Source organism: Sulfuriroseicoccus oceanibius, assembly GCF_010681825.2.
Taxonomy (GTDB): Bacteria; Verrucomicrobiota; Verrucomicrobiia; order Verrucomicrobiales; family SLCJ01; genus Sulfuriroseicoccus; species Sulfuriroseicoccus oceanibius.
In genome coordinates this window covers 1375497-1397287 of sequence record NZ_CP066776.1, presented here as the reverse complement: position 1 = coordinate 1397287, position 21791 = coordinate 1375497, and the positions used below count along the sequence as shown (strand labels likewise).

Annotated in this window: 19 protein-coding genes; 6 read left to right on the top strand and 13 right to left on the bottom strand. The window is 59.2% G+C overall.

All coding sequences use genetic code 11. The annotated features are described in order from the left end of the window. Positions 1-30: 30 nt before the first annotated feature. Positions 31-705: a tRNA (guanosine(37)-N1)-methyltransferase TrmD gene (gene trmD / locus G3M56_RS05530; RefSeq protein WP_164362667.1), complete on the bottom strand. Its 675-nt coding sequence runs from the start codon at positions 703-705 to the stop codon at positions 31-33. 35 nt (positions 706-740) lie between these two features. Next, positions 741-1880 (bottom strand): peptide chain release factor 2, encoded by a 1140-nt coding sequence (gene prfB, locus G3M56_RS05525; protein WP_164362664.1) that lies wholly within the window; start codon positions 1878-1880, stop codon positions 741-743. 70 nt (positions 1881-1950) lie between these two features. On the opposite strand from prfB, the gene recO reads away from it, so the two are divergent. Beyond that, complete coding sequence (gene recO, locus G3M56_RS05520) at positions 1951-2511, top strand: DNA repair protein RecO (RefSeq protein WP_164362661.1); 561 nt, start codon at positions 1951-1953, stop codon at positions 2509-2511. Positions 2512-2643: 132 nt separating this feature from the next. Continuing rightward, positions 2644-3540: a tetratricopeptide repeat protein gene (locus G3M56_RS05515; protein ID WP_164362658.1), complete on the top strand. Its 897-nt coding sequence runs from the start codon at positions 2644-2646 to the stop codon at positions 3538-3540. A gap of 89 nt (positions 3541-3629) precedes the next feature. Here G3M56_RS05515 and G3M56_RS05510 read toward each other — a convergent pair whose 3' ends face one another. From G3M56_RS05510 to G3M56_RS05480, 7 genes are all read right to left on the bottom strand, one after another. Beyond that, positions 3630-4478, bottom strand: coding sequence for a LysM peptidoglycan-binding domain-containing protein (locus G3M56_RS05510; RefSeq protein WP_164362656.1), 849 nt, complete (start codon positions 4476-4478; stop codon positions 3630-3632). 83 nt (positions 4479-4561) lie between these two features. Further along, on the bottom strand, positions 4562-5086 hold the full coding sequence (locus G3M56_RS05505) for a hypothetical protein (protein WP_164362654.1): 525 nt from the start codon (positions 5084-5086) through the stop codon (positions 4562-4564). A gap of 207 nt (positions 5087-5293) precedes the next feature. Beyond that, positions 5294-5908, bottom strand: a complete 615-nt coding sequence (gene hpf / locus G3M56_RS05500) for a ribosome hibernation-promoting factor, HPF/YfiA family (protein WP_164362653.1) — start codon at positions 5906-5908, stop codon at positions 5294-5296. Positions 5909-5972: 64 nt separating this feature from the next. Continuing rightward, positions 5973-6710, bottom strand: coding sequence for an LPS export ABC transporter ATP-binding protein (lptB, locus tag G3M56_RS05495; RefSeq protein WP_164362652.1), 738 nt, complete (start codon positions 6708-6710; stop codon positions 5973-5975). A gap of 43 nt (positions 6711-6753) precedes the next feature. Further along, complete coding sequence (locus tag G3M56_RS05490) at positions 6754-7323, bottom strand: LptA/OstA family protein (protein WP_235203604.1); 570 nt, start codon at positions 7321-7323, stop codon at positions 6754-6756. A gap of 85 nt (positions 7324-7408) precedes the next feature. After that, positions 7409-8068, bottom strand: a complete 660-nt coding sequence (locus G3M56_RS05485; RefSeq protein ID WP_164362650.1) for a hypothetical protein — start codon at positions 8066-8068, stop codon at positions 7409-7411. A gap of 61 nt (positions 8069-8129) precedes the next feature. Next, a complete protein-coding gene (locus G3M56_RS05480; protein WP_164362648.1) occupies positions 8130-9512 on the bottom strand; it encodes an L-serine ammonia-lyase in 1383 nt (460 codons plus the stop codon). A gap of 167 nt (positions 9513-9679) precedes the next feature. Between G3M56_RS05480 and G3M56_RS05475 the strand changes: the two genes are divergently transcribed. The 4 genes from G3M56_RS05475 to G3M56_RS05460 all read left to right on the top strand — a co-directional run bounded on the left by G3M56_RS05475 (position 9680) and on the right by G3M56_RS05460 (position 15112). Further along, positions 9680-10324: a hypothetical protein gene (locus G3M56_RS05475; RefSeq protein WP_164362646.1), complete on the top strand. Its 645-nt coding sequence runs from the start codon at positions 9680-9682 to the stop codon at positions 10322-10324. A gap of 45 nt (positions 10325-10369) precedes the next feature. Beyond that, on the top strand, positions 10370-11623 hold the full coding sequence (locus tag G3M56_RS05470; RefSeq protein ID WP_164362645.1) for a cytochrome c biogenesis ResB family protein: 1254 nt from the start codon (positions 10370-10372) through the stop codon (positions 11621-11623). Positions 11624-11644: 21 nt separating this feature from the next. After that, positions 11645-13621 carry a cytochrome c biogenesis protein gene (locus G3M56_RS05465; protein ID WP_164362644.1) on the top strand — a complete coding sequence of 659 codons (1977 nt, stop codon included), beginning with the start codon at positions 11645-11647 and terminating at the stop codon, positions 13619-13621. A 159-nt stretch (positions 13622-13780) separates the two neighbouring features. After that, on the top strand, positions 13781-15112 hold the full coding sequence (locus tag G3M56_RS05460; RefSeq protein ID WP_164362642.1) for a glutamate--tRNA ligase: 1332 nt from the start codon (positions 13781-13783) through the stop codon (positions 15110-15112). 259 nt (positions 15113-15371) lie between these two features. Here G3M56_RS05460 and G3M56_RS05455 read toward each other — a convergent pair whose 3' ends face one another. The 4 genes from G3M56_RS05455 to secG all read right to left on the bottom strand — a co-directional run bounded on the left by G3M56_RS05455 (position 15372) and on the right by secG (position 21661). Next, complete coding sequence (locus G3M56_RS05455; RefSeq protein WP_235203327.1) at positions 15372-16580, bottom strand: IS256 family transposase; 1209 nt, start codon at positions 16578-16580, stop codon at positions 15372-15374. 214 nt (positions 16581-16794) lie between these two features. Continuing rightward, positions 16795-19026 carry a beta-N-acetylhexosaminidase gene (locus G3M56_RS05450; RefSeq protein WP_164365720.1) on the bottom strand — a complete coding sequence of 744 codons (2232 nt, stop codon included), beginning with the start codon at positions 19024-19026 and terminating at the stop codon, positions 16795-16797. 74 nt (positions 19027-19100) lie between these two features. After that, positions 19101-21110, bottom strand: a complete 2010-nt coding sequence (gene waaF, locus G3M56_RS05445; protein WP_164365721.1) for a lipopolysaccharide heptosyltransferase II — start codon at positions 21108-21110, stop codon at positions 19101-19103. A gap of 188 nt (positions 21111-21298) precedes the next feature. Continuing rightward, positions 21299-21661, bottom strand: coding sequence for a preprotein translocase subunit SecG (gene secG / locus G3M56_RS05440; RefSeq protein WP_164365722.1), 363 nt, complete (start codon positions 21659-21661; stop codon positions 21299-21301). Positions 21662-21791 lie beyond the last annotated feature (130 nt).

Below are 21791 nucleotides of genomic sequence, written 5' to 3'. Positions count from 1 at the left end.
TGAACACTGAAAACTAGCAACCCAGCAAACTTAATCCAACAAATCCGGACGGTTTGCCTTGGTGCGCTCGATCGCCTTCTCGCGCTTCCACGCCTCGATCTTGGCGTGATGCCCGGACAAAAACACATCCGGCACTTTCAGACCGCGAAACTCGATCGGCTTGGTGTAGGACGGAGCTTCTAGCAACCCAGGATCACTGAACGATTCCTCTTCCGACGAACGTGCATCCCCCAACGCTCCCGGCAACAAACGCACCACGGCATCCACCACAACGGCCGCGGCAATCGCACCATTGGTCAGCACGTAATCACCGATCGAGAGCTCCTCATCCACCAGTTGCTCGACCACACGGAAATCCACCCCCTCATAGTGGCCACAGAGGATGATCAAATGGTCGCCACACTCCGCCAGCCGCCGCGCGTCCGATTGCTTGAACTGCTTGCCCTGCGGTGTCATCAACAACACCCGTGTGTTCTCACGTCGCAGTTCTTCGATCGCTTTGAAAATCGGCTCGGGCTTGAGCAGCATCCCCTGCCCCCCACCGCACAAATAGTCGTCCACCCGACGGTGCTTGCCCTCCGCCCAATCGCGTAAATTGTGGGCGCGGATCTCTACAATCCCTGCCTTCTGGGCACGCTTGATGATCGACTCCCCCAACGGGGCGAGCGCGATCTCGGGAAACAATGTGATGATATCAATCTCCATCTGCAATGCCCTGCAAGATTGCCCGGATCAAAAGCCTACTCACCCGCCTTGCGCCCGCGAAGCTTGGCTTCGATGAAGCCATCGATCGCTCCATCCATGACGTTTTCGATGTTACCCGACTCGAACCCGGTCCGGTGGTCCTTCACCATCTGATACGGCTGGAAAACGTACGAGCGGATCTGGCTACCCCAGGCGATTTCGCCCTTCTCTCCATACTGCTTCTCCATCTCGGAAGCCTTTTTGTCCTGCTCGATCTGATAGAGCTTGGCCTTGAGCATTTTGAGCGCGAGCTCGCGGTTGCGGCCCTGACTGCGCTCGTTCTGACACGCAACCACCACGCCGGTCGGCACGTGGGTCATGCGCACCGCAGTCTCCACTTTGTTCACGTTCTGCCCACCTTTTCCACCGGAGCGGAAGGTATCCACTTTGATGTCCTTTTCCTCGACCTCGATCTCGATGTCATCGGTCACCTCCGGAGTCACGTCCACGCTGGCAAAGCTGGTGTGGCGGCGGTTTTGTGAATCAAATGGCGAAATCCGAACCAAACGGTGCACCCCGCGCTCGGCTTGCATAAAGCCGTAGGCATATTCGCCACTCACCTTGATCGTCGCACTGCGGATGCCCGCGCCATCACCATCGGTCACATCCAGGGTCTCGGTCTTGAACCCCTTGCGCTCCGCCCAGCGACGGTACATCCGGAAAAGCATGTCCGCCCAGTCGCAGGACTCGGTTCCACCAGCCCCCGCATGGATCGTTACGAATGCGCCGCCTCCGTCAAACTCACCACTGAGGAACTGACGCAGCTCAAACTCGGACAACGCGGCCTCCATGGACTCCAGCTCGTCCACCACCTCGCGGGCGGCGGCATCATCGCCCTCCTCCTTGGCCAACTCAATCATCACGTCCACGTCTTCCACCCGCTGCTGCAGCTCGCGGAATGGATTGATCACCCCCTTGATCCGGTTGACCTTGCTCATGGTCTGCTGCGCGGCATCTTTGTCGTTCCAAAAATCATCGGCCGTCATCGCTTCCTCCAGCTTCGCCAGCTCCCCTTGCAGGGTATCGAGCTTCAAAAACTTCTCGAGTTCCGCCACCCGCGCGGCCAGCGCCGAGGTGTCAATGGAATCGAGGTCGATGACTTCGGGGGACTTGGACGATGATTGCGCTTCACTCATAAGACGGGATGAGTATTCTTCACCGAATTCCCCCCCTCCCGCAACCCCGGATCGCACCGCTTCGCCCACCGTGGAAAAATCCATCGCCCACCTGCTCCGCCTGACCCCATTCAGCGACACCAGCGTCATCGTCACCTGGTGCACGGACAACCACGGGCTGATCAAAACCATCGCCAAAGGCAGCCGGCGCCCCAAAAGTCCGTTCCGCGGCATGCTCGACCACTTTTTCACCTGCGAAATCGAGTGGAAGCGCTCCCTGCGCTCGGAAATCCATACGCTCACCGAGGCCGCACTGCACACCCCGCGCCTCGGCATCCGCAAGGACTACACGACCATGCTCGCGGCTGGGTATTTCTGCGAATGCGCTCATCTGGCCGTCGAACCCGACACCCCGATCCCCGGCATCCACCACCTGCTCACCCGCGCCCTCGACTTCCTCGACCAAAACACAGTCACCCCCAAAGCCGTGACTCATTTCGAATCCGAACTCGCCAAGGAGCTCGGGATCATCCCCACCGACGAACCCACACCACACCGCATCATCACCCGCGCACTCGCCGACGCCCTCCCAAAAATCCCCAAACAACGCGCATCACTCGCCTCGCGCATCGATCTCCCTCCACTGCGCTAGCCATAGCCACTCAAATTTATAAAATCTGCCACCTGAGCTTTCAGAATTAGCAGCAATTTGGATGTCGACACCGGTATGACGGATCTCTAAAATCCCGCATCCTACCATTCCATCCATCCGCTTAAAAATCCCATGTCCACTGGAGATAGATCCCGAATTCTCGAGAACCGCGCCCAATCTCTTTTCGAAGAAGGCAAGTTTGCTGATGCCATGACGGCCGCCGCGGCCGCCACCGAATCGGCACGCCGCGTGGCGGTTCAAGACGACTCCGAATACCCCGGCCTGATCGAAGCGTTGCTGATCAACGCGGAGATCCTTCGCCACGTCGGCGAGTTCGATGAATCCGCCAACGCCTACAAAGAGGCCGCCTATCTCATCGACCAACATGGAGGGTCCGACGTAGACCGCGCCCGGGTCGCCATGGGCCGCGCCATCTGCACCGACGCCGCAGGCAACATGCGAGCAGCCTCCAAACTCTACGAGCAGGCGATCGAGGAGCTTGAGTCGCTCACCCCGCCAGATTTGGAAGAAGCCGCCAACCTGCGCAACAACCTCGCCATGCTCTACCGCGAGGAAGGACTCTTCGATCGCGCAGAAGAGCATTACGTCAGCGCCATCAACATTTGCGAGCGCATCTACGGCAAGGAAGACCTCACCGTCGCGGCTCTATATAACAACCTGGCCGCACTTTATCTCACCGCCGCCCATTATCCGGAAGCGTTGGAGATCGCCAAACAAGCTCTCGCCATCCGTGAGAAACTGCTCGCTCAGAACAGTGCGGAGATCGCTCAGTCCTACTCCAACCTCGGCAGTATCCTCTACGGTCAGGGCGAACTCGACGAAGCCATCGAACACTTCCAGCGCGCCGTCGAAATTCTCGAAGAAGGAAATGAAACCGACCCAGAAGAGTACGAGGTCGTCATTTCCAACTATATCGATCTACTCAAGGAGTCCGGCGACACCGCAACCGCTGACGAAGTCACCAAACGCGCCCGCGAACACTACCGCGCGATCAACACCGCTCAATAGTCCGGCGGCTACCAAGCAAACTCAATCAACCAAAGCCACCGCGCCACACCGGCCGGTGGCTTTCTTCGTTTCCAGCAGCGCGCGCTCGGTTACGGGTTGATCTCCACCCGGTTGCCCACGCGCAGCACCGTCATCAACTCATCCACATCGCTTTCCCGCATGAACACACCAAAGGACCGCTCGGGAACATCCTCCCCCTCGGATACCGACCGCAGACTAAGGGAGTTGCCAAAATCCACTGCCTTCTCCGCCTGATGATAGCTTTCGCTGCTTAACATCACCTGGCGACCGTTAATATAAACCTTCTTGTCCGTCACCTTCGTTCTCACCGGCACACGCATCCCCGGAGGGCGCCTGACCGCCAGCAGGTCATAGACTTTGAAAAACTTGTCATCACGCATCAGGTACAGCCGGCTTGCGTCGAGCCGCACCACCACCTTGAAATCCAGCGGGCACACCCACAGTCGGTCATGAGGTTGTAGCGCCGCCGGATTGGTCAAACCATTGACCCGCACGATGTAGTGGAACGTGCACTGGTTCTGACGCGCAATCGAATTAACCGACTGACCGGATGCCACCTCGATCGACCGCTTGCCCAGCGATGCATCGGCACTCATCAGTTGATCCATGTTCAACTCGCCCAGCAATCGAAGCGCGGCATCGCCATGGCTTCCTTCACGGTGAAACTGAAGAATCTCCACCAGTTTGGCGCGGGCACCCTCCTGATCCTTATCAGCCAGTGCCGTCACCGCCTCGGAAAACAACCGGGGCGAAAAGTCGTGCGGCGCCACCTTCACCTTGCGGATTTCCTCTAACTCATCCTTGGCTTCCGCTCCCTTTTCAAAGACGTGGACTTTGAACCACATCACACTCGCCACCACCCCACCCAGAACCGCGAAACACAGTAAAAATAGAGCTGCCTTAATCCAAGCCGTCATCAATCGCAATTTGTAGGATTTCCCGTCCACACCAGCCAGCCCATCACCGGACTCACACCTCTGGCGCTACCATCTCAGGGCTATCACAACAACCCGCGACGCTTGAAATCAAAAATGTTAATCCCTTGCGATTTCTCGATCATATCCATCGAAAACCTCAGCAACGAGATCTCCCACGCATCGTCCACCCCTGCAATCACCGCCGACATCGGATTGCTGCGGGACACCGCATCCCTCACAATGCGATCACAAACATCCTCTACCGGCTCGTGCACGATGTGCTCACGTACATTGAACTTCCGGATCACAAAGCCGTACTTCAAAAACGCGAAATTCTTCCCCTGCGCATCCCACCACTGACGGAACTGCTCGGCCTGCTCGCCAAACCCTTCAAACTGCATCCCCTCGCGGGACTCCGGTGTGATCAACAACGGCTTGCCCGACTCGATCTCCCCCTCGCGCACACGCACCGCCCCCACCGTATCCATCAGTTCCGAAATCATCGTGAACTCGAACTTGGTAGTTCCAAAGGTATCGATCCGGCGGTCCGGCTCGTGCAGGATGCGGGTCGTCTCGAGGGCGTACTGAATGTCGTCTTGTGAATGCATCAATCGTAATCTTGCGGGTGATGAGGCGGTCACCGGTCGGTCGGCAACCCCACTCGCCGCGCCAAGATAGGCGATGCGTCCCAGGAATCAACCAGAGCAACCCGTTGCCGATACGAGCCCCCACCAGACAAAAAAATTCCGCCGCACAGCTGTCATTGCTGACGCTGTGCGGCGGACTCTGATTCTCACATCAGATCGAGCGGCGGGTCACTCCGCTTGCTGCTCGCTCTGAAGGTGTGGCTCAATCATGGCGTAGTCGCCGTCACGACGACGATACAGCACGCAGAGCTGGTGGTTGGTCGCGTTCTCAAACACGATGAATGGGCGATCACTCATTTCCATTTCCATGATCGCCTCATCACGGTAGAGAGGCTTCACTTTGTAATTCTCTTTGTGGACGATCAGCGGTTCGACATCGAATCCGGTCTCTTCCTCCTCCTGCATCTCATCGAGCACAGACGATGGGAAGACCTGCTCTTCAATGTGGCGGATCGAGCCCTTGCGCGGACGCTGCTTCTTGAGCAGGCGCGTCTTGTGCTTACGCATCCGGCGGGCAATTTTACTGATCGTTTCGTCGATTGCCGCGTAGAGGTCCTCGTGCTCCGTGGTGGCGTCAATCGTGATATGGTTGGCGCAAAACAGAATAATCTCCGCGATCTGCCGGTACCCCTGAACGTCGATCAGCACTTTGGCTTCGATGATACGCGGATAGTCGAGGTGAAGCCCCTCCACTTTCTTGATTGCGTAATCCCGGATCGAATCGGTAACAGAGACGCCACGGCCAGTGACCGTGATTGGCAGATTCACATTTACGGTTTGCATGTAATATTAGGGGTTTGGGTTAAACAGCCGAGGTAGAACCGAAGCGGCTTCCCCAGCCAACCCCTTACATACTAAATCGCTCCCCGAGATACAACTCTCGACTGAGCGGATCGTTAATTAAGAAGTCCTGGGTGCCTTCTCGGATCACTTTGCCCTCGAATATCAAGTAAGCGCGGTCGACGATATTTAATGTTTCCCGAACATTATGATCTGTAATTAAAATCGCCAACCCGCCCTCACGCAGGTCACGGATGATCTCCTGGATCTCACTCACGGCAATCGGGTCCACCCCGGAGAATGGCTCGTCGAGCATCAACAACTTCGGCTCGGTCACCAGCGATCGCGCAATCGTCAAGCGGCGCTTCTCACCACCACTCAGGGTCAGGGCCACACTATTGGCCAACTTCTGAATGCCAAAGCGCTCGAGCAGCGCCTGGCAGCGGTCTTCCCTCTCGGACTTGCTCAAATCCGTCCGCGTTTCCATCACGGCCATGATGTTCTGGCGCACGGTCAACTTGCGGAAAATCGACTCTTCCTGCGGCAGATAGCCCATGCCCATGCGGCCGCGCATGTACATGGGGTCGGTCGTCACCTCATTGCCATTGAAGACCACGCGCCCGCCATTCGGAGGCACCAACCCCACGACCATATAGAACGTCGTCGTCTTACCAGCACCATTCGGCCCCAGCAATCCGACAATCTCCCCGTGCTTCACGTTGATGTCCACCCCGTTGACCACGGCGCGTCCGTCGTAAACCTTCTTCAGGCCTTCGGTATAGAGCAGGTAATCTTTGTCTTCCACAGTCGTGTCCTTGAACTAAATCTCAGTAAGCCAGTGATCCGGCTTAGTTCGCATCGTCGTTGCCCACGAAACGTGTCTTGATCGGCCCCTTGAACTGATGCTCACCGCTCTCTTTGAGGATGAACACGGTGCTCGGCTTCGCCGCGCTGATCAGGTTCTTGCGGTCAAGCAAACTCGGGCTTCCGCTCATGGTCACGTTGTTGGTCTTTGCATCAAAAACCGCACGCTCGCACTTTCCGATCTTCTCATTGCCGTCGGCGTCCACTTTGGTGATCACCACGTTGCCAATGGCGATTGCGGTCTCAATCTGAGCCTCGCGTTCCTCGCCGCCTTCAGCGCCTTCTTCGGTCTCGCCCTCTTCCTTGGCTTCATCAGCCGCGGGCGCTTTGGCCTGAACAATCTCCAATCGATCACAGGTGACCTTGAGGTTCTGATCCGCGTGGAAGAAGACCACGTTCTCCATGTAGGTCAACGTGTTGGTCTCCGTGCTAATCGAGGCGCCTCCCTCGGAGGTGATCTGGATCGGAGTTTCCGCGTGCGTCACGCCCACGAAAGCCGCGCCCAAAGTCACTGCCGCGACCAAGGCCGCCTGTCGGATCATTCTTTTCATCATCTTACGATCAGTTTGCTCATTGCTGGTCGGCGACCAACGCGATGCGCGACACTAGCAGCATCGACACGCCATTTCCAGCGGATCATCAATTGTTGTCGGCAGCGGCTGCAGCGTCGCCCGCTCCATCATCCGCCTTTTCTTGAGCCGCGGCTGGCTCGCTTTCATCACCTGCAGGCTCCTCTTCCGGTGCCTCGGCACGCGGCAACTTCAGCCCTGCCGGGTCACTCGAGAATCGGGAATCCACCCGCCCCAAAAGCCGCACACCATCCTGCCCCTGTGAATACACGCAGCCTTCACCCTTCATCACAAAGCCCTCGCCGCGCACCACCGTATCGTGGTCGGAGGTCAGCGTCTTGGTCTGAAGCGCGTAAATCCCCTGCGTGATCCAAACCGACAAACCCTGCCGGTCGTCTTCCCGCACCTCTTGAAAACGCATCCCTTCGATGCGCAAAAAATTCTCATCCAGCTTGGTCAGAACCTCGACGTCCGTCAGCGTCGTCAAACGATCCTCCTCAAACCCGGGAATCCGCAAGCCGTAACTAGGCTTGCCCACCGACAACATCTTCAAGCCCTTGAAGCTCGGCCCCTTCTTCTTCGACTCTTTGCTCTTATCCTCCTTGCCACCATCGTTCGCATAAACCGCGCCGGCACCAGCCAACGCAGCAAGCAACAACGAACACACCCCCACTCGCGACAGCCCCGCTGCCTTGCGCCCGATAGAGGATCCAGAATTGCCGATGATCATAGGCGCACGGTGGAGCAATCCACGACGCTCTGCAACCCCACACTCCATCGCTGCGGGAGCATCAACACTCGACCACATTCACCGCCAGGCCGCCGCGGGCCGTCTCTTTGTACTTGGTCATCATGTCGCGCCCGGTCGAAAGCATCGTCCGGATCACTTTGTCCAGGCTGACAATGTGGTGCCCATCGCCCCGCATCGCGATCCGTGCCGCGTTGATCGCTTTCACCGAGCCCATCGCATTGCGCTCGATGCACGGAATCTGAACCAACCCGCCAATTGGGTCACACGTCAGCCCCAGGTTGTGCTCCATCCCGATCTCCGCCGCATTACAAACCTGCGACGGCGACCCACCAAGATATCCCGCCAACGCCCCTGCCGCCATGGAACAGGCCACACCCACTTCTCCCTGGCACCCCACGTCCGCGCCCGAAATCGAGGCGTTCTTCTTGTAAAGACTGCCAATCGCCGCCGAGGTCAGCAAAAAGCCACGCACCCCGTGGACTTCATCCCTGCGTGGCTGGAAACGGGTCGCATAATGAAGCACCGCCGGAATAATCCCAGCCGCTCCATTGGTCGGAGCCGTCACCACCCTGCCGCCGGCCGCATTCTCTTCGTTCACCGCCAGCGCGTACAAGTTCACCCAGTCCAACACCGTCAGCGGGTCGCACATCGCCGCCTCAGGCCGCGCCAAAAGCGACTGGTACACACTCGCCGCGCGTCGCGGCACCTTCAGCCCGCCCGGCAATGTTCCGCTGTGCTCCAAACCTGCCTGCACACATTCCTGCATCGCCGTCCAAACCGCGTCGAGATACTCCTCGACCTCGTCCTTGGAACGCAGCGCGCATTCGTTCGCCATCATCAACTCGTCGATGCTCAGACCATGCTCGGCGCACTGAGCCAACAACTCATCTGCCGAATCAAATGGATACGGCACCTGATCGGCAATCTCGGATTCCTCCACTGTCTCCAGCTCATCTTCCCGCACAACAAAACCACCACCGACCGAATAGTAAGTCTCCGCAAACAGCTCGGCACCCTCGCCATCCAACGCGATAAACCGCATCCCATTCGGGTGCGCATCCAACACCTCCTCACGCAAAAACTGCAAGTCTGTCTTCGGGTTGAACAACACCTTCCGCTCCCCACCCAGCTTGAGCGTGCATTCGGTGCGAATCCGCTCCTCTCGCTCAGGCACACCCCGTGGGTCGATCGTCTCAGGTTCACTCCCCTCCAACCCCATCAGCACGGCAGTGTCTGTACCGTGGCCCTTGCCGGTCAATGCCAGCGATCCGTAAAGATCCACCCGCACTCTCGCCACCTGATCGGTCAGGCCTCCTTCAGCGAGCCCGCCGAGAAAGCGCACTGCTGCGCGCATCGGCCCGACCGTGTGCGAGCTGGATGGGCCGATGCCGATCGAGAAGAGTTCAAAGACGCTAATGTACATAAATTAGGAATTTCAAGGTTCCTTGTCCCTGCTCGTCATAGCCATCGCAGGCGCGTTGACAACCCGAATCATACGCCACTGCAAAGAATCTGCCAGCCATTGGATAATCCGGCGGCATCCCCCATCGGTTTCACTGGAAATCCGCACAAACCGCTCTACCTTCGCGCATGCGTAGAACGAGCTCTCTGATCCGCAACCTCGCCGTGGTTGCCGCAGCCCCTCTGGCCATCGCCCTCACCGCATGTTCCGACTCCTCGGACGGCGTCCAGGTTTACGAAGTCATCGTCCCACCAAACGCTGCCAAACCAACGCAGCCCGCATCGCCTCATGGTGGATCGATGCCATCTCTCGGCGGTTCCAGCATGCTTCCTCCCGCGGCACCCGCATCCAATCCGATCGAGTGGGACGTGCCCGCCGAATGGACGAAGATCAACAACGCCAACTCGTTCGATCGCGCACGCTACGCTATCAATGACGAAAATGGCTCGCCTCTCGCCATGATCACCGTCACCGCCGGCATCAAGGGCGCGGTCGGGCCAAACGTCAACCGCTGGCGCGGCCAACTCGGACTCGACTCTCTGAGCGAAGAGGAGCTCATCGCCTCGGCCATCAAGGTACCGGTAGGCGAAGAAACCGCACTCGTCTTCGACATGGCAACAGCAGACCGCTCGCGCCAAACCATCGCCGCCATCGTCCCCGTCCCCGGCGACACCTACTTCTTCAAAATCAGCGCCAGCGGCGACATCGTCGACGCCCAGCGCGACGCGTTCATGAACTGCCTCCGCAGCATCCGCGTAAAAGGCGAAAAATAACGCACCAGAGCCCGTACTAGCTCCACCTCTCCTGTCCGTACGATTATGGGAATCCCCCGCAAATCCGCTCTCGGTCAGGTCGCCGCGTTCTTCGCATCGCTGCGCCTGAATATCACCCTCCTCTTCTTCGCCATCGTGCTCGTCTTCTTCGGCACGTGGGCGCAGAAAGACGTCGGCATCTGGGAAGTGCAGCAGCACTACTTCCGCAGCTTCATCACGTACTACGACTTCACCAGTGGTGGCGTGGTCGATGAGCTCACCGGCGACTACATCCCGAAAACCGTTCGCTTCCGGCTCTTCATGCCGGGCGGCTACCTCATTGGCGGGTTGTTGCTGATCAACCTGATCATGGCGCCGATCATCCACTTCAAGTTGTCGTGGAAAAAGCTCGGCATCCACCTGATCCACCTCGGGATTGTCTTCCTCATGCTAGGCGAGCTCTTCACCGGTCTCACCGCCGTCGAGTCCCGCATGACCATCAACGAAGGCGAAACAGTCAACTTCTCGGAAGTCAGCGTCCCGATCAAAGAAGAACTCGCTCTGGTCGACGTCACCGACCCAACCCGCGAAAAACACTATGTCGCCAACCGCGGCATGCTGAAAATCGGTGCCTCGATCCCACTCGCGGATTCCGGCATCACCGCGAAAATCGAAGACCACTACGAGAACGCGATCGTCGCCATGCGCGCCAACGCACCCGCCGGCTTCGCCGCACCAAAAGCCACCACCGGTCTCGGTGCCAACTTCTCGTACCGGCCAATCAATTACAACTCACGCGAAGACGGCAACCCACCCAACCATCCGGCCGCTCTCGTCACCCTGACGGAAACCGCCACCCAGCGTGAACTCGGCACTTACTTCCTCTCAACCTCATGGACCGGTGCCGACGTGATCCAACTCGGCGACCGCACGTTCACCCTGCGCCTGCGCCCGCGCCGCGTCTACATGCCGTTCAGCGTCACGCTCGACGACTTCCAGTTCAACCGCTACCCAGGCAGCGACATCGCCAAGGACTTCAGCTCCCACGTCCGCATCACCACGGACGAGGACCGCGAAGGACAGGCCCACCGCATCTGGATGAACCACCCGCTGCGCACCAATGGGTTCACGCTCTTCCAACACAGCTTCGGACAACAGGAAACCACCACCTTCCTGCAGGTCGTGGAGAACCCGGTTTGGTCGTTCCCTTACATCGGCACCATCGTTGTCAGCATCGGCATGCTGTGGCAGTTCGGCTACTCGCTGAACCGCTTCGCCAGCAAGTCGTCCAACCGCAAATCCAAAGCCACCGCAGCCTAACCCCTCAACCATCGATCCGTCATGGCTACGCAACGCACCAAGCTTTCCAAGTCCACCAAGATCACGGCATGGGTCCTCGCGCTCATCACATTGGTCGCCGTGGCAAAGCAAATGACATCGCCCCGCTCGACACCGGAATCCGGCCCGAACTTCGCTGAGTTTGGACGCATCCCTGTGCTCAAAAGCGGGCGCATCAAACCGCTCGACACCCTCGCCCGCAACCAACTGCTTGCCATCCACGGCAAGGGCGTAATTTCCGGCACCGACATGGCGAAAAAGCCAGCTCACGCCACGGTAAAGTCGGGTCGCATGGGCCGCGGCGACTCGTGGGTCCTCGACCGCAACGCCTGGCTCGCAGAAGTTCTCTTCGACGGCCCGGCCGCTGCCACCCGCGACATCATCCTGGTGGAAAACGACAACGTGAAGGCTCTCTTCGGCGAAGAGGGGTCGATGGAAAAACGCTTCAGCGCGCGCACCATCCTCGCCGCCCGCGACCGCATCAACCAGCTCGCCACCACCGCGGCCCAGAAGCCCAAGGACCGCATCACCACGTTCGACAAACAGATCACCGCCGTCGCCCAGCGCGTTGGTGAGTTTCTCAATATCAGCAGCGCCATCCAGCCACCCGGCACCGCCTACTACGAAGCCACACTACAGGACTTCACCCGCATGATGCGTGAGGCCTCCGCCGCCATGCAGGGCGTCGATTTGGAAGGTTCGGACACCGACGTCGCCAACCGCCTCAACGAAGACCAATCCCTCCAAATCGCCAAGATCAGCCAACTGATGGCGATGATGCAGGAGATCGATTCCTCCAACACCGCACTCGCCATGCACCCGCTGCCACCTCTGGAAGCAGGCGCCGACATCTCCCAATGGCGCAAAGCCGGTGCCGCCGCCATCGCCCCGGAGCGCACCAAAACCGAAGACGCCGCACTGATGGCATGGGCGCGCATCGGCGACGGCTACCGAGCCATCGCCAAGGACAATGGCGCATCGTTCAACCAGGCCGTTAGCGACTACCTCGCTTGGATCGACAGCCAAGGTTTTGCAGCCACCGACAAGTCCCAGACCGAGTTCTGGTTCAATGGGGCGGATCCCTTCATGATCTCACTGGTGATCTACATCATCGCCGGACTCATCATTCTGGCCGGTTGGCTGATCTGGCGTGAGCAGCTCACCGTCTCCGCCTTCTGGATCATCGTCATTGCCCTGATCGTCCACACCATCGGCATCGCATTGCGCATCTACCTCTCCGGCCGCCCGCCCGTGACCAACCTCTACTCGTCCGCCGTCTTCGTCGGCTGGGGTGGCGCTGCCGTCGCGCTTTTGTTGGAAAAGGGCGTCCTGCGCAATGGCATCGGCAGCTTCGTCGCAGCCTGCCTCGGCGTGCTTTCTCTCATCATCGCCCGCCAACTCTCGTTCGATGGCGACACCATGGAAGTGAAGCAAGCCGTGCTCGACAGCAACTTCTGGCTCACCACCCACGTCATCATCATCACCCTCGGCTATTCCGCCTGCTTCCTCGCCGGCTTCCTCGGCCTGATCTACGGCATCGCCAACATGATCAGCCCGAACATTCTCGGCAAGGACGGCAACCGTGCACTCTATGCCTCGACCTACGGCATCGTCTGCTTTGCTTTGTTGTTCTCGTTCGTGGGCACCGTGCTTGGTGGTATCTGGGCCGACCAAAGCTGGGGCCGTTTCTGGGGCTGGGACCCAAAGGAAAACGGCGCGCTCATCATCGTGCTGTGGAATGCCTTGATGCTTCACGCCCGACTCGGCGGCATCTGCCGGGACCCTGGGTTCATGGCAATGTCCATCCTCGGCATTGCTATCACGCTGTGGTCATGGTTCGGCACCAACCTCCTCGGTGTGGGTCTTCACTCGTACGGCTTCCGCGAAGGCGCACTGGAAGCCCTCGGCTGGTCGTGCGTGGCGATTGTCGTCATGGCCGGCCTGACCGTGGTGACCCACCGCAAGCCGACCAAGGCGTAAGGGGCCACCTCATCGCTGAGCAATCATTCAATAGGTCCTATAAGTCTTATAGGACCTATTTTTGTGTCCCACAGCCAGCATTGACATCCCCTCACGCCTCGCCACCGTTTCTCTCTTGATCGATCCCGCGGTCACCCAATTTTCACGAGACACCCGATTATGATCCGTACCCGATTCGCACCCAGCCCAACCGGCTACCTCCACGTGGGCGGCGCACGCACCGCGCTCTTCAACTGGCTCTACGCCCGCAAACACGGCGCAGAGGGCAAGTTCATCCTGCGCGTGGAAGACACCGACGACGAACGCAACACCGAAGAAGCATTCGCAGCGATCTTCGAGGGCATGGCGTGGCTCGGCCTCGACTGGGATGAAGGTCCGGACAAAGGAGGCGACTACGGCCCGTACTGCCAGTCGCAGCGCAAGGAGATCTACGACCGCTATTTCGAAAAACTCGTCGAGGCAGGCCGCGTCTACGAAGACGAGGGCGCCTGGCGCTTCCGCTTCAAGCGCGAGCCAATCACCGTCCACGACGAAGTCGCAGGCGACGTCACCATCGACTACCGCGATACATCCAACACACCGGACATGGTCGTCAAACGCAGCAACGGCGGCTACGTTTTCCACTTCGTCAACGTGGTGGACGACATCGAAATGAAGATCACCCACGTGATCCGTGGCGACGACCACTTGAGCAACACGCACAAGCACGTTCAGCTCTATGAGGCATTCGGAGTCGAACCTCCAATCTTCGCCCACACCCCGCTCATCTTGAACGACAATGGATCAAAGATGTCGAAGCGCGATGAGGGTGCATCGGTCCGCAGTTATATCGAAGGTGGATTCCTTCCTGAGGCGGTGATCAACTTCCTCTCGCTGCTGGGCTGGTCGCCTAAGATCGAAGACGAAGTACTCCCATTGAGCGAAATCGTCGAGCGCTTCGGATTCGATGGAATCAACCGTAAGAGCGCGGTCTTCGATTTGGACAAATGCCGTTGGTTCAACCAGCAGTACCTCCAGCAAGCAGACGCCGCAAAAGTCCTCGACCTCATCTTGCCTGCACTCGAAAGCGCCGGAATCCCGACCGACGACCGCGACCTCCTCATCAGCATCCTCGACCTCGTACGCGAGAAAGTCCGCCTTACCAGCGAACTACCTGAATGGTTCGGCTACTTCTTCGGCAGCACCGCAACGCTCGCCGACGACGCCAAGGCCAAAGCCTTCGGCAAAGAAGGACAACTCGAAACAGCAGCAGCCATCGTCGGCGCACTCGAATCCATCGACGCGACCGAATGGGATGCCGACCACATCAAGCCAGCACTCAACGCATTGGCAGGTGAACTCGGCACCAAGATGGGCAAGCTCATGTTCCCACTGCGCGTGCTCACCACCGGCAAAGCAGGAGGTCCTGACCTGATGCCTCTCATCGAGATCCTCGGCAAAGAAACCACCCTCGCCCGCGCCATCAGCGTGCTCGAGCAAGCCAAAGGCTAAATCAATTCCCACCACGGCCGCGCCCCTCCCCAGGAGCGCGGCCGTTTTTGTATTTCCAGCCAGCGCTTCCACCGGATCCCCTCCACCGCCGATACGAAGATCGACGGCCCCTCCGCCCCCTCTGGAACGCCAAGCATCGCCTTGGCACCCCTGCCCCCCGCGCGCAGCGCGCACTCCCCAGCACCGGAGGTGCGCCCCAACATAGCCCATGCCGGGTTATGTACGTCAAGTTCTGCAAAAAGGGTTTGATGGATGATGATCAGGCTGCGGACGTTTGATTTGAAGTAAGGCTGAGCTTTTGGGCTTCTTTGAGGTGATCCATGTTCAGGTAGCGGTGTTGATCGATCCACTGCTCATGGACTTGATGCGTGACAGCCCGGATTAAACGTTGGGCTGCAGCCTGGTTGGGGAAGGTTCGGATAATGTGCGTACGACGCTTAATCTCCTCATTGAGTCGCTCGAGCATATTCGTGCTTTTGAGATGCTTGTGATGCTCTCTGGGAAGTCGATAAAAGGTGAGCGTTTCTTCGATCTCACTTTCGACCCAGTCACAGAGCTTGTGGTATTTGCCTCCCCACTTCGCCAACCATGCCCGCAGATCCTGACGCGCTTCATTGATGTCTCGACGGTCATAGATCCAGCGCAGCTCGGTGCAGCAGTCGTCGTCATGCTTGCGAGGTAGATGATCAAGAGCGTTGCGAAGGAAGTGGACGTAGCAGCGTTGCCACAGCGCCTCGGGAAGCACTTCGCTGATAGCTCGTCGCAGGCCGGCATGGTTATCAGTCACGCAGAACTCAACACCCGTCAGTCCGCGTTGCTTGAGTTGAAGTAGGAAGTTCTTCCAGCTGCTTCCGCTTTCCCTTTGATCGAGCTCGGTAGCAAGGACCTCCCGTCGGCCATCCCAACTGATGCCAATGGCGATCAACACAGCCTGGCTGCGCACCACGCCGTTCTCTCGAACCTTTTCGTAGCGGGCATCCAGGATGAGGTAAGGATAAGCGTGGTTGAGCTTGCGTCGGGCAAAGTTCTCAAGCTCTTCGTCCAACGTTTTGTTCAGCCTGCTTACCACACTGGCGCTGACCCGGTGACCGCAGAGCTCCTCGGTGATCTGCGCGACTTTACGTGTCGAGACGCCCTGCACGTACATTTCGATCAGGGTGCTTACCAAAGCCTTCTCGCTGCGTTGATAGCGATCGAAGATCTCGGTGCTGAAGAGTCCGTCGCGATCTTGAGGGACGCGCAGCTCGATCCTTCCTACCCGTGTCAGGAGACTGCGTTGATAACTGCCGCTGCGATAACCTCGGCGTCTGTCGCTGCGTTCTGATTTTACCGCCTGGAGTGTCTCGTTCATTTCTTCTTCGAGCATCTCCTGCATCAATTTCTGAACCAAGGGCCTCAGAAAATCTTCCTGCTCGGCAAGAATACTTTTCAACTGCGGCGTTGTGGTCTTATCTGGTCGTGGGGTCATGGTGTGACGATTAGGGGTTCTTGTTTTGTTAAAAACCTAATCAATCATCATGACCCTTTTTGCAGAAGCTTTGGCACACTACCCCATGCCGAAGGCGTGGGACACCAGACCGCCAACACACCGAGCCCCAACGGGGCGGCATAACCTCGAGCCACCCCACAAAAAAAGGCGCGGGAACCATAAAGCCCCCGCGCCTGGTGAATTCTACGTCGGCTTAGTCCTCCTTGCGGCGGATGAGCACGACACCATTCGAGTCGCTGCCTTCGTCGCCGTAGATCAGCGCCTTTACCTTGAACGAAGCCCCGGTCTCGTAACCATCGACTTTCACGGTGTACTCGTTGTTCTTGGCCTGCCCTCCAGTGAACCCGTGGTGGATGTCTTTACCCATCGAGTCGACGTCGTTGCGCACGATCTCGATGCCATCGATATCCAGACGCTGCCTTCCGCCAGTGTAGAGGAACGTCACGACATACGTGCCATTGCGGTCGATCAGTCCGGTGGCGTCAAAGATGACTTCCTTCGGCTTGCGATCACCGACCTGCCCCGACTTCCACTCACCAATCTGCGTGCCGTATTTGGCAAACTTGCTGACCTGGTCGGTGAAGGTATAGACGAGGCTGGTCATGCCGTCGGCTGCAACGGTCACGGCTTTCACCTGCGCATCCTTTGGCGCGCTCACTTTACCATCCAGCGTTGGCGAGTTCGCATCCGGCTGGCTGCCGTCGAGCGTGTAGTGCACCGCGCCACCGTCAATCGGCGAGCTTCCGGCCACCTCAAGCGCCCCATCCGGCATCCGACGCACCTGCATGCTTGGCACCGGCAGGCGGAAGTTATACCCCGCTTGCTGATAGCGCAGGTAGTGGCTGCTCATGCGCTCGAGGAAATCCTGGTAGTCGCGCTTGTCCGTCGGCGTCCACCCCACCTCGGCCAGCGCCGACATCCGCGGCAGGCTGAGATAATCAACGTACGCTTCGGAGCGCGTCGTCCCTTCGTCTGGGCGATCGGTAAGCTGTGGGGCGTGCAGGAACATATCAGTCCAGATGCAGCCATTGACGCCGAGGATGTTCTTCTCCTGCTCCTTGGTCAGACCAGCGGGAGTCGGGTTCCAGTTATAGGCGTCGGAAAGCGAGACCGGCGGGGTCCAGCGGGCACCCGGCTTTTCGCCTGGCAACTTACTCTCCGGCGTGTCGAAGTACGTGTGGCGCACCAACGACGAAACCACAGGGTGACCATTCGCGGCTCCGTTCTTCACGTGGTTTGGATTGTTCCACGCCATGATTCCGGTGTCGCTCGCCACACCGCAGTCGAGCACCTCGGCCCAGCCGATGATGCGCTTGTTGTGCTTTTTCAGGATCTCGCCGAGGCGGTCGGTCGCCCAGCCTTGGAGCTCGTGTGAATTCTTCAGCCCTTCTTCTTTCACCCGCCCCTGGCAATCCGGGCACTGGTTCCAGCGGTCATACTTCGCCTCATCGCCGCCGATGTGGACGTACTCCGCAGGGAAGAGCTCGGCCACTTCAGCCATCACATCTTCCAAAAACTTCCAGGTCGTCTCTTTGCCCACGCAGTAGATCTCAGGCGAGATCGAGTGCTTGGTCGGCATCGTGAACTGCTTGCCAAAGCAACCCAGCTCCGGATAAGCCACCAGCGCCGACAATGTGTGCGCCGGCATCTCAATCTCCGGCACCACCGTCACGTTACGCTTGCGGGCATACTCGACCACCTCGCGCACATCCTCGTGGGTGTAAAACCCACCGTGACGCTGGTCCCCTTCACCGCGCCAAGCACCGATCTCCGTCAGCTTGGGATACTTCTTGATCTCCAGACGCCAGCCGCAGTCGTCGATGAGGTGCCAATGGAGCACGTTCATTTTATGAGCCGCCATCATGTCGATGTAACGCATCACATACTCCTTGGTCAGGAAGTAACGCGACACGTCGAGCATCATCCCGCGCCACTCGTAGCCCGGCTCGTCGAAAATCTTCACCGCCGGCACCGACCACTCGACACCGTCCGCCTTTGCCTGAGCAAACACTTCGTTCGGCAACAACTGACGGAACGTCTGCACGCCATTGATCAATCCCGCGGCAGCACCCGCCTTGATCACCACTCCGCCATTCTCCACCACCAACTGATACGCCTCGGGGTCGAGACCGTCCATCTTCACCAGTTCAAAGTGCACCGCACCGGCTGCCGCAGCATCCGCTTGCCCGACCACCAGCTCAAGACCGGTCGGCGTGCGCAAACTCTCGGCCAACAACTCGGCAGCCTCGCGGGCACCCTCAGCCGAAAAGGTCAGCTTGGTCTCAGCAGTTACAGCAAAGGGAGCGCCGGACAGCTCGGCAACCTGCACCGGTTGCGGGATCACGGACACATCCGCCGCCTGCAGCGGTGCCAATACTCCGGCCGCGCACAGCAGCCCCATCATCGTGGTGGATCGTAAATTCATCGCGCCCCAAACGAACCATGGGCACAAAATATTGCAATCACCTTTGAAAAATCTATCGCACAGGCACCCTGCCGTTAGCCCAATCGCTTCATCACCTCGCCCGCCACGCGTTCCGGCGTGATTGCCTTCATGCAGCGGAAGTCGATCGGACACTCGCGCAGGAAGCACGGGCTGCACTCGACATGCTCACGCAAAATCGTATGTCCCTTGCCCAGCGGACGCGTCCACCGCGGCTCGGTCGAGCCAAAGATCGCCACCGCCTCGACACCGAGCAACGCCGCCAGGTGCATCGTTCCCGTGTCGTTACTGACGAGGAACTCACACGAACGCAGGTGGTCCATCAGCCCGATGATCGACGTTTTGCCGACCAAGTTGTCGACATGCCCGCCGATCGCCACGGTCAGGTCTTCGCCCAACTGCTTCTCGCCCGGAGCACCAAAGAGCACCCATTCCACCGGCAGCTCACCGGCTTCAGCTCGCTTCTCGTTCACCATCCGCGCCATCTCTGCAAACGACTCCAGAGGCCAACGCTTGGCCGGACCATACTCGGCCCCGGCACACAACCCGATCCGCACCGCATGCCCGGCCGACGGCTCGATCACCGCCGCACCGTCACGACGCGGGATCGCGTCGAACAACGTGCGGTCGGAGCAATCGCCGCCGATCCGATGCGCCATCTGCATGTAATGCTCGACATGATGCAGCGGCGGACCATTCTTCACCACCTTGTGCGGGATGAACTGATTGAGGAAAAACGACCGCCACTTGGCGCGGTAGCCAACGATCCGGCGCACGTCCGCGTGCCACATTTCCATCGCCGTGCGCGGTGAGTTGGTCAGCAGAATCCCGGCATCGAAGGTCCCCTTGGCCAACAACTTCTTCGCCACATCCTTCGGCGAGTCCTTGCCCTCGCGCGGGATGATGTGATCCACCTCTGGCAGTTCGTTCCAGATGTCGGCAAACTTGGCAGGAGCAATCATGGTCAGCTCCACATCCGGACGCCCGCGCTTGATCGCACGCACCGCCGGCATCGCCATGCAGGCATCTCCCAGCCAGTTCGGCGAGCGCATCACCACGCGGAATGGCTTGGCAGTCGCTGGATCCATCCCCGGAGGGAACTTCACGCCGCGCTTGTGCCGCGTCAGCAGGAAGGCCGGATCCGGAGTCTTCCAGCGGTTATGAACCCAGAACCAATCGGCGGGCGAGCGCCGCACCACTTTCTCAATCCCCAGGTTCACGCCGTAAGTCATCGCATCGAGATCCGACCACGCGCGGCCATTGACCTCACCGTACGGCTCGATCTTCTCGTAACTGAGCACCCACTTGGCAGTGCCCACCGTGCGCACCGCGGTGGTGAACACATCCGCCCCCGCACGCTTCGCCATCAGCGCCGGCAAATTCGTCGTCGAGGCCAGACGCCCCATGAACGGAATGAACATCCCGGCATCGCCCGCATGCTGGTCGGCCAGGATTCCCACCACGCCCCCACCGCGCAGGATCTCACCGGCACGGTTGAAGCCCACCTTGCGGTCGAGCAATTCGACTCCGGCTTGCTGGCGTCGGCGCAGCACCAGGTCGTTGATCAATGGGTTGCCCAGCGCCTGGTAAATGGCAGACACCTCGCGCCCCGGTGCCTTCACGCCCGGGTCCAAACTCAAAATCTCCCACGGTCCGGCATGCGCCACCACACAGACCGCGCCACGTCCGGCGTCGCACGCCTCGATCACGGCCTCGGCGCCCTCGATGGTCACCGTTTTCTTCAAATCGTCCAGGCGCCCGCTGGCGAAGCGGATCGACGACACGAAGTTCGCCCCCATGCTGGAGAAAACCTCACGCGTCATCTTCGCGATCTCGGCATCCTCTTTCTCCCGCCCGAAGGCAATGCGCAGGTTGCGCCGCGCCAGGCGTCGGTAGCTCGGTGCCAAATGATACACCGCACGCCCAATCAACTCACCAAAGCGAAACGCCATCGGCGCAGACATCGCACTGACCAGCGCCTCCGCGCCCCGGAAGCCCACATAACCGAACCAGTGGGAGAAACGAACCGGACGGGTGTTCCGCGCTGCTGACTCAGATTCACTCATAGATTAGGGTCGTTGATACCATCCGTGCGCCAGGGGATGCCCATCGGGTGCCCTCCCCCTAAAACGATCAAAGGCTTCCGGTCTGCGCTGCACCGGAAGCCCCAGGAATCTCCCGCATCACGCCACTCGCTCGCGGCCTGTCGGGAAATACGTACCGCCCGGCAGCACCGGGCGGTAAAAACTTTCACTTACTGGGCGGCTGGCGCCTCAGCGTTGTCGTCAGCAGCAGGTGCCACTGCAGCATCCGCAGCAACTTCTTCCACTGCCGGGGTAGCTCCCGCAACGATCGCGCTTGCGTCTTTGGCTGCGTTGTCCTGACGGGTGATCAGCACGGCAAGCACCACGGTGTTCACGAAGAAGAACACAGCCAGCCACGTGGTCGCTTTCTGCAACACGTTGGTGGTCTGGGCGCCGAAAAGGTCCTGGGTCATGTTCGCGCCGAACGAGGCCCCAAGCCCCTCCTGCTTCGGACGCTGCATAAGGATAATCAGCAACATCAGCAAGGAGCCGACGACTTGGAAAACTGCAAGAATGGTGATGACGATGCTCATCGGTAGATAGCGTAGGTTGATCAACCGGATCTCTCCGGATCCCCTTCCGTCACTGGCGACGACCGAAACAATCGGATCAGGGAGCGCGCAAACTAGCCGAGCCCTCGCGGCTTGTAAAGCGAGGAATCCG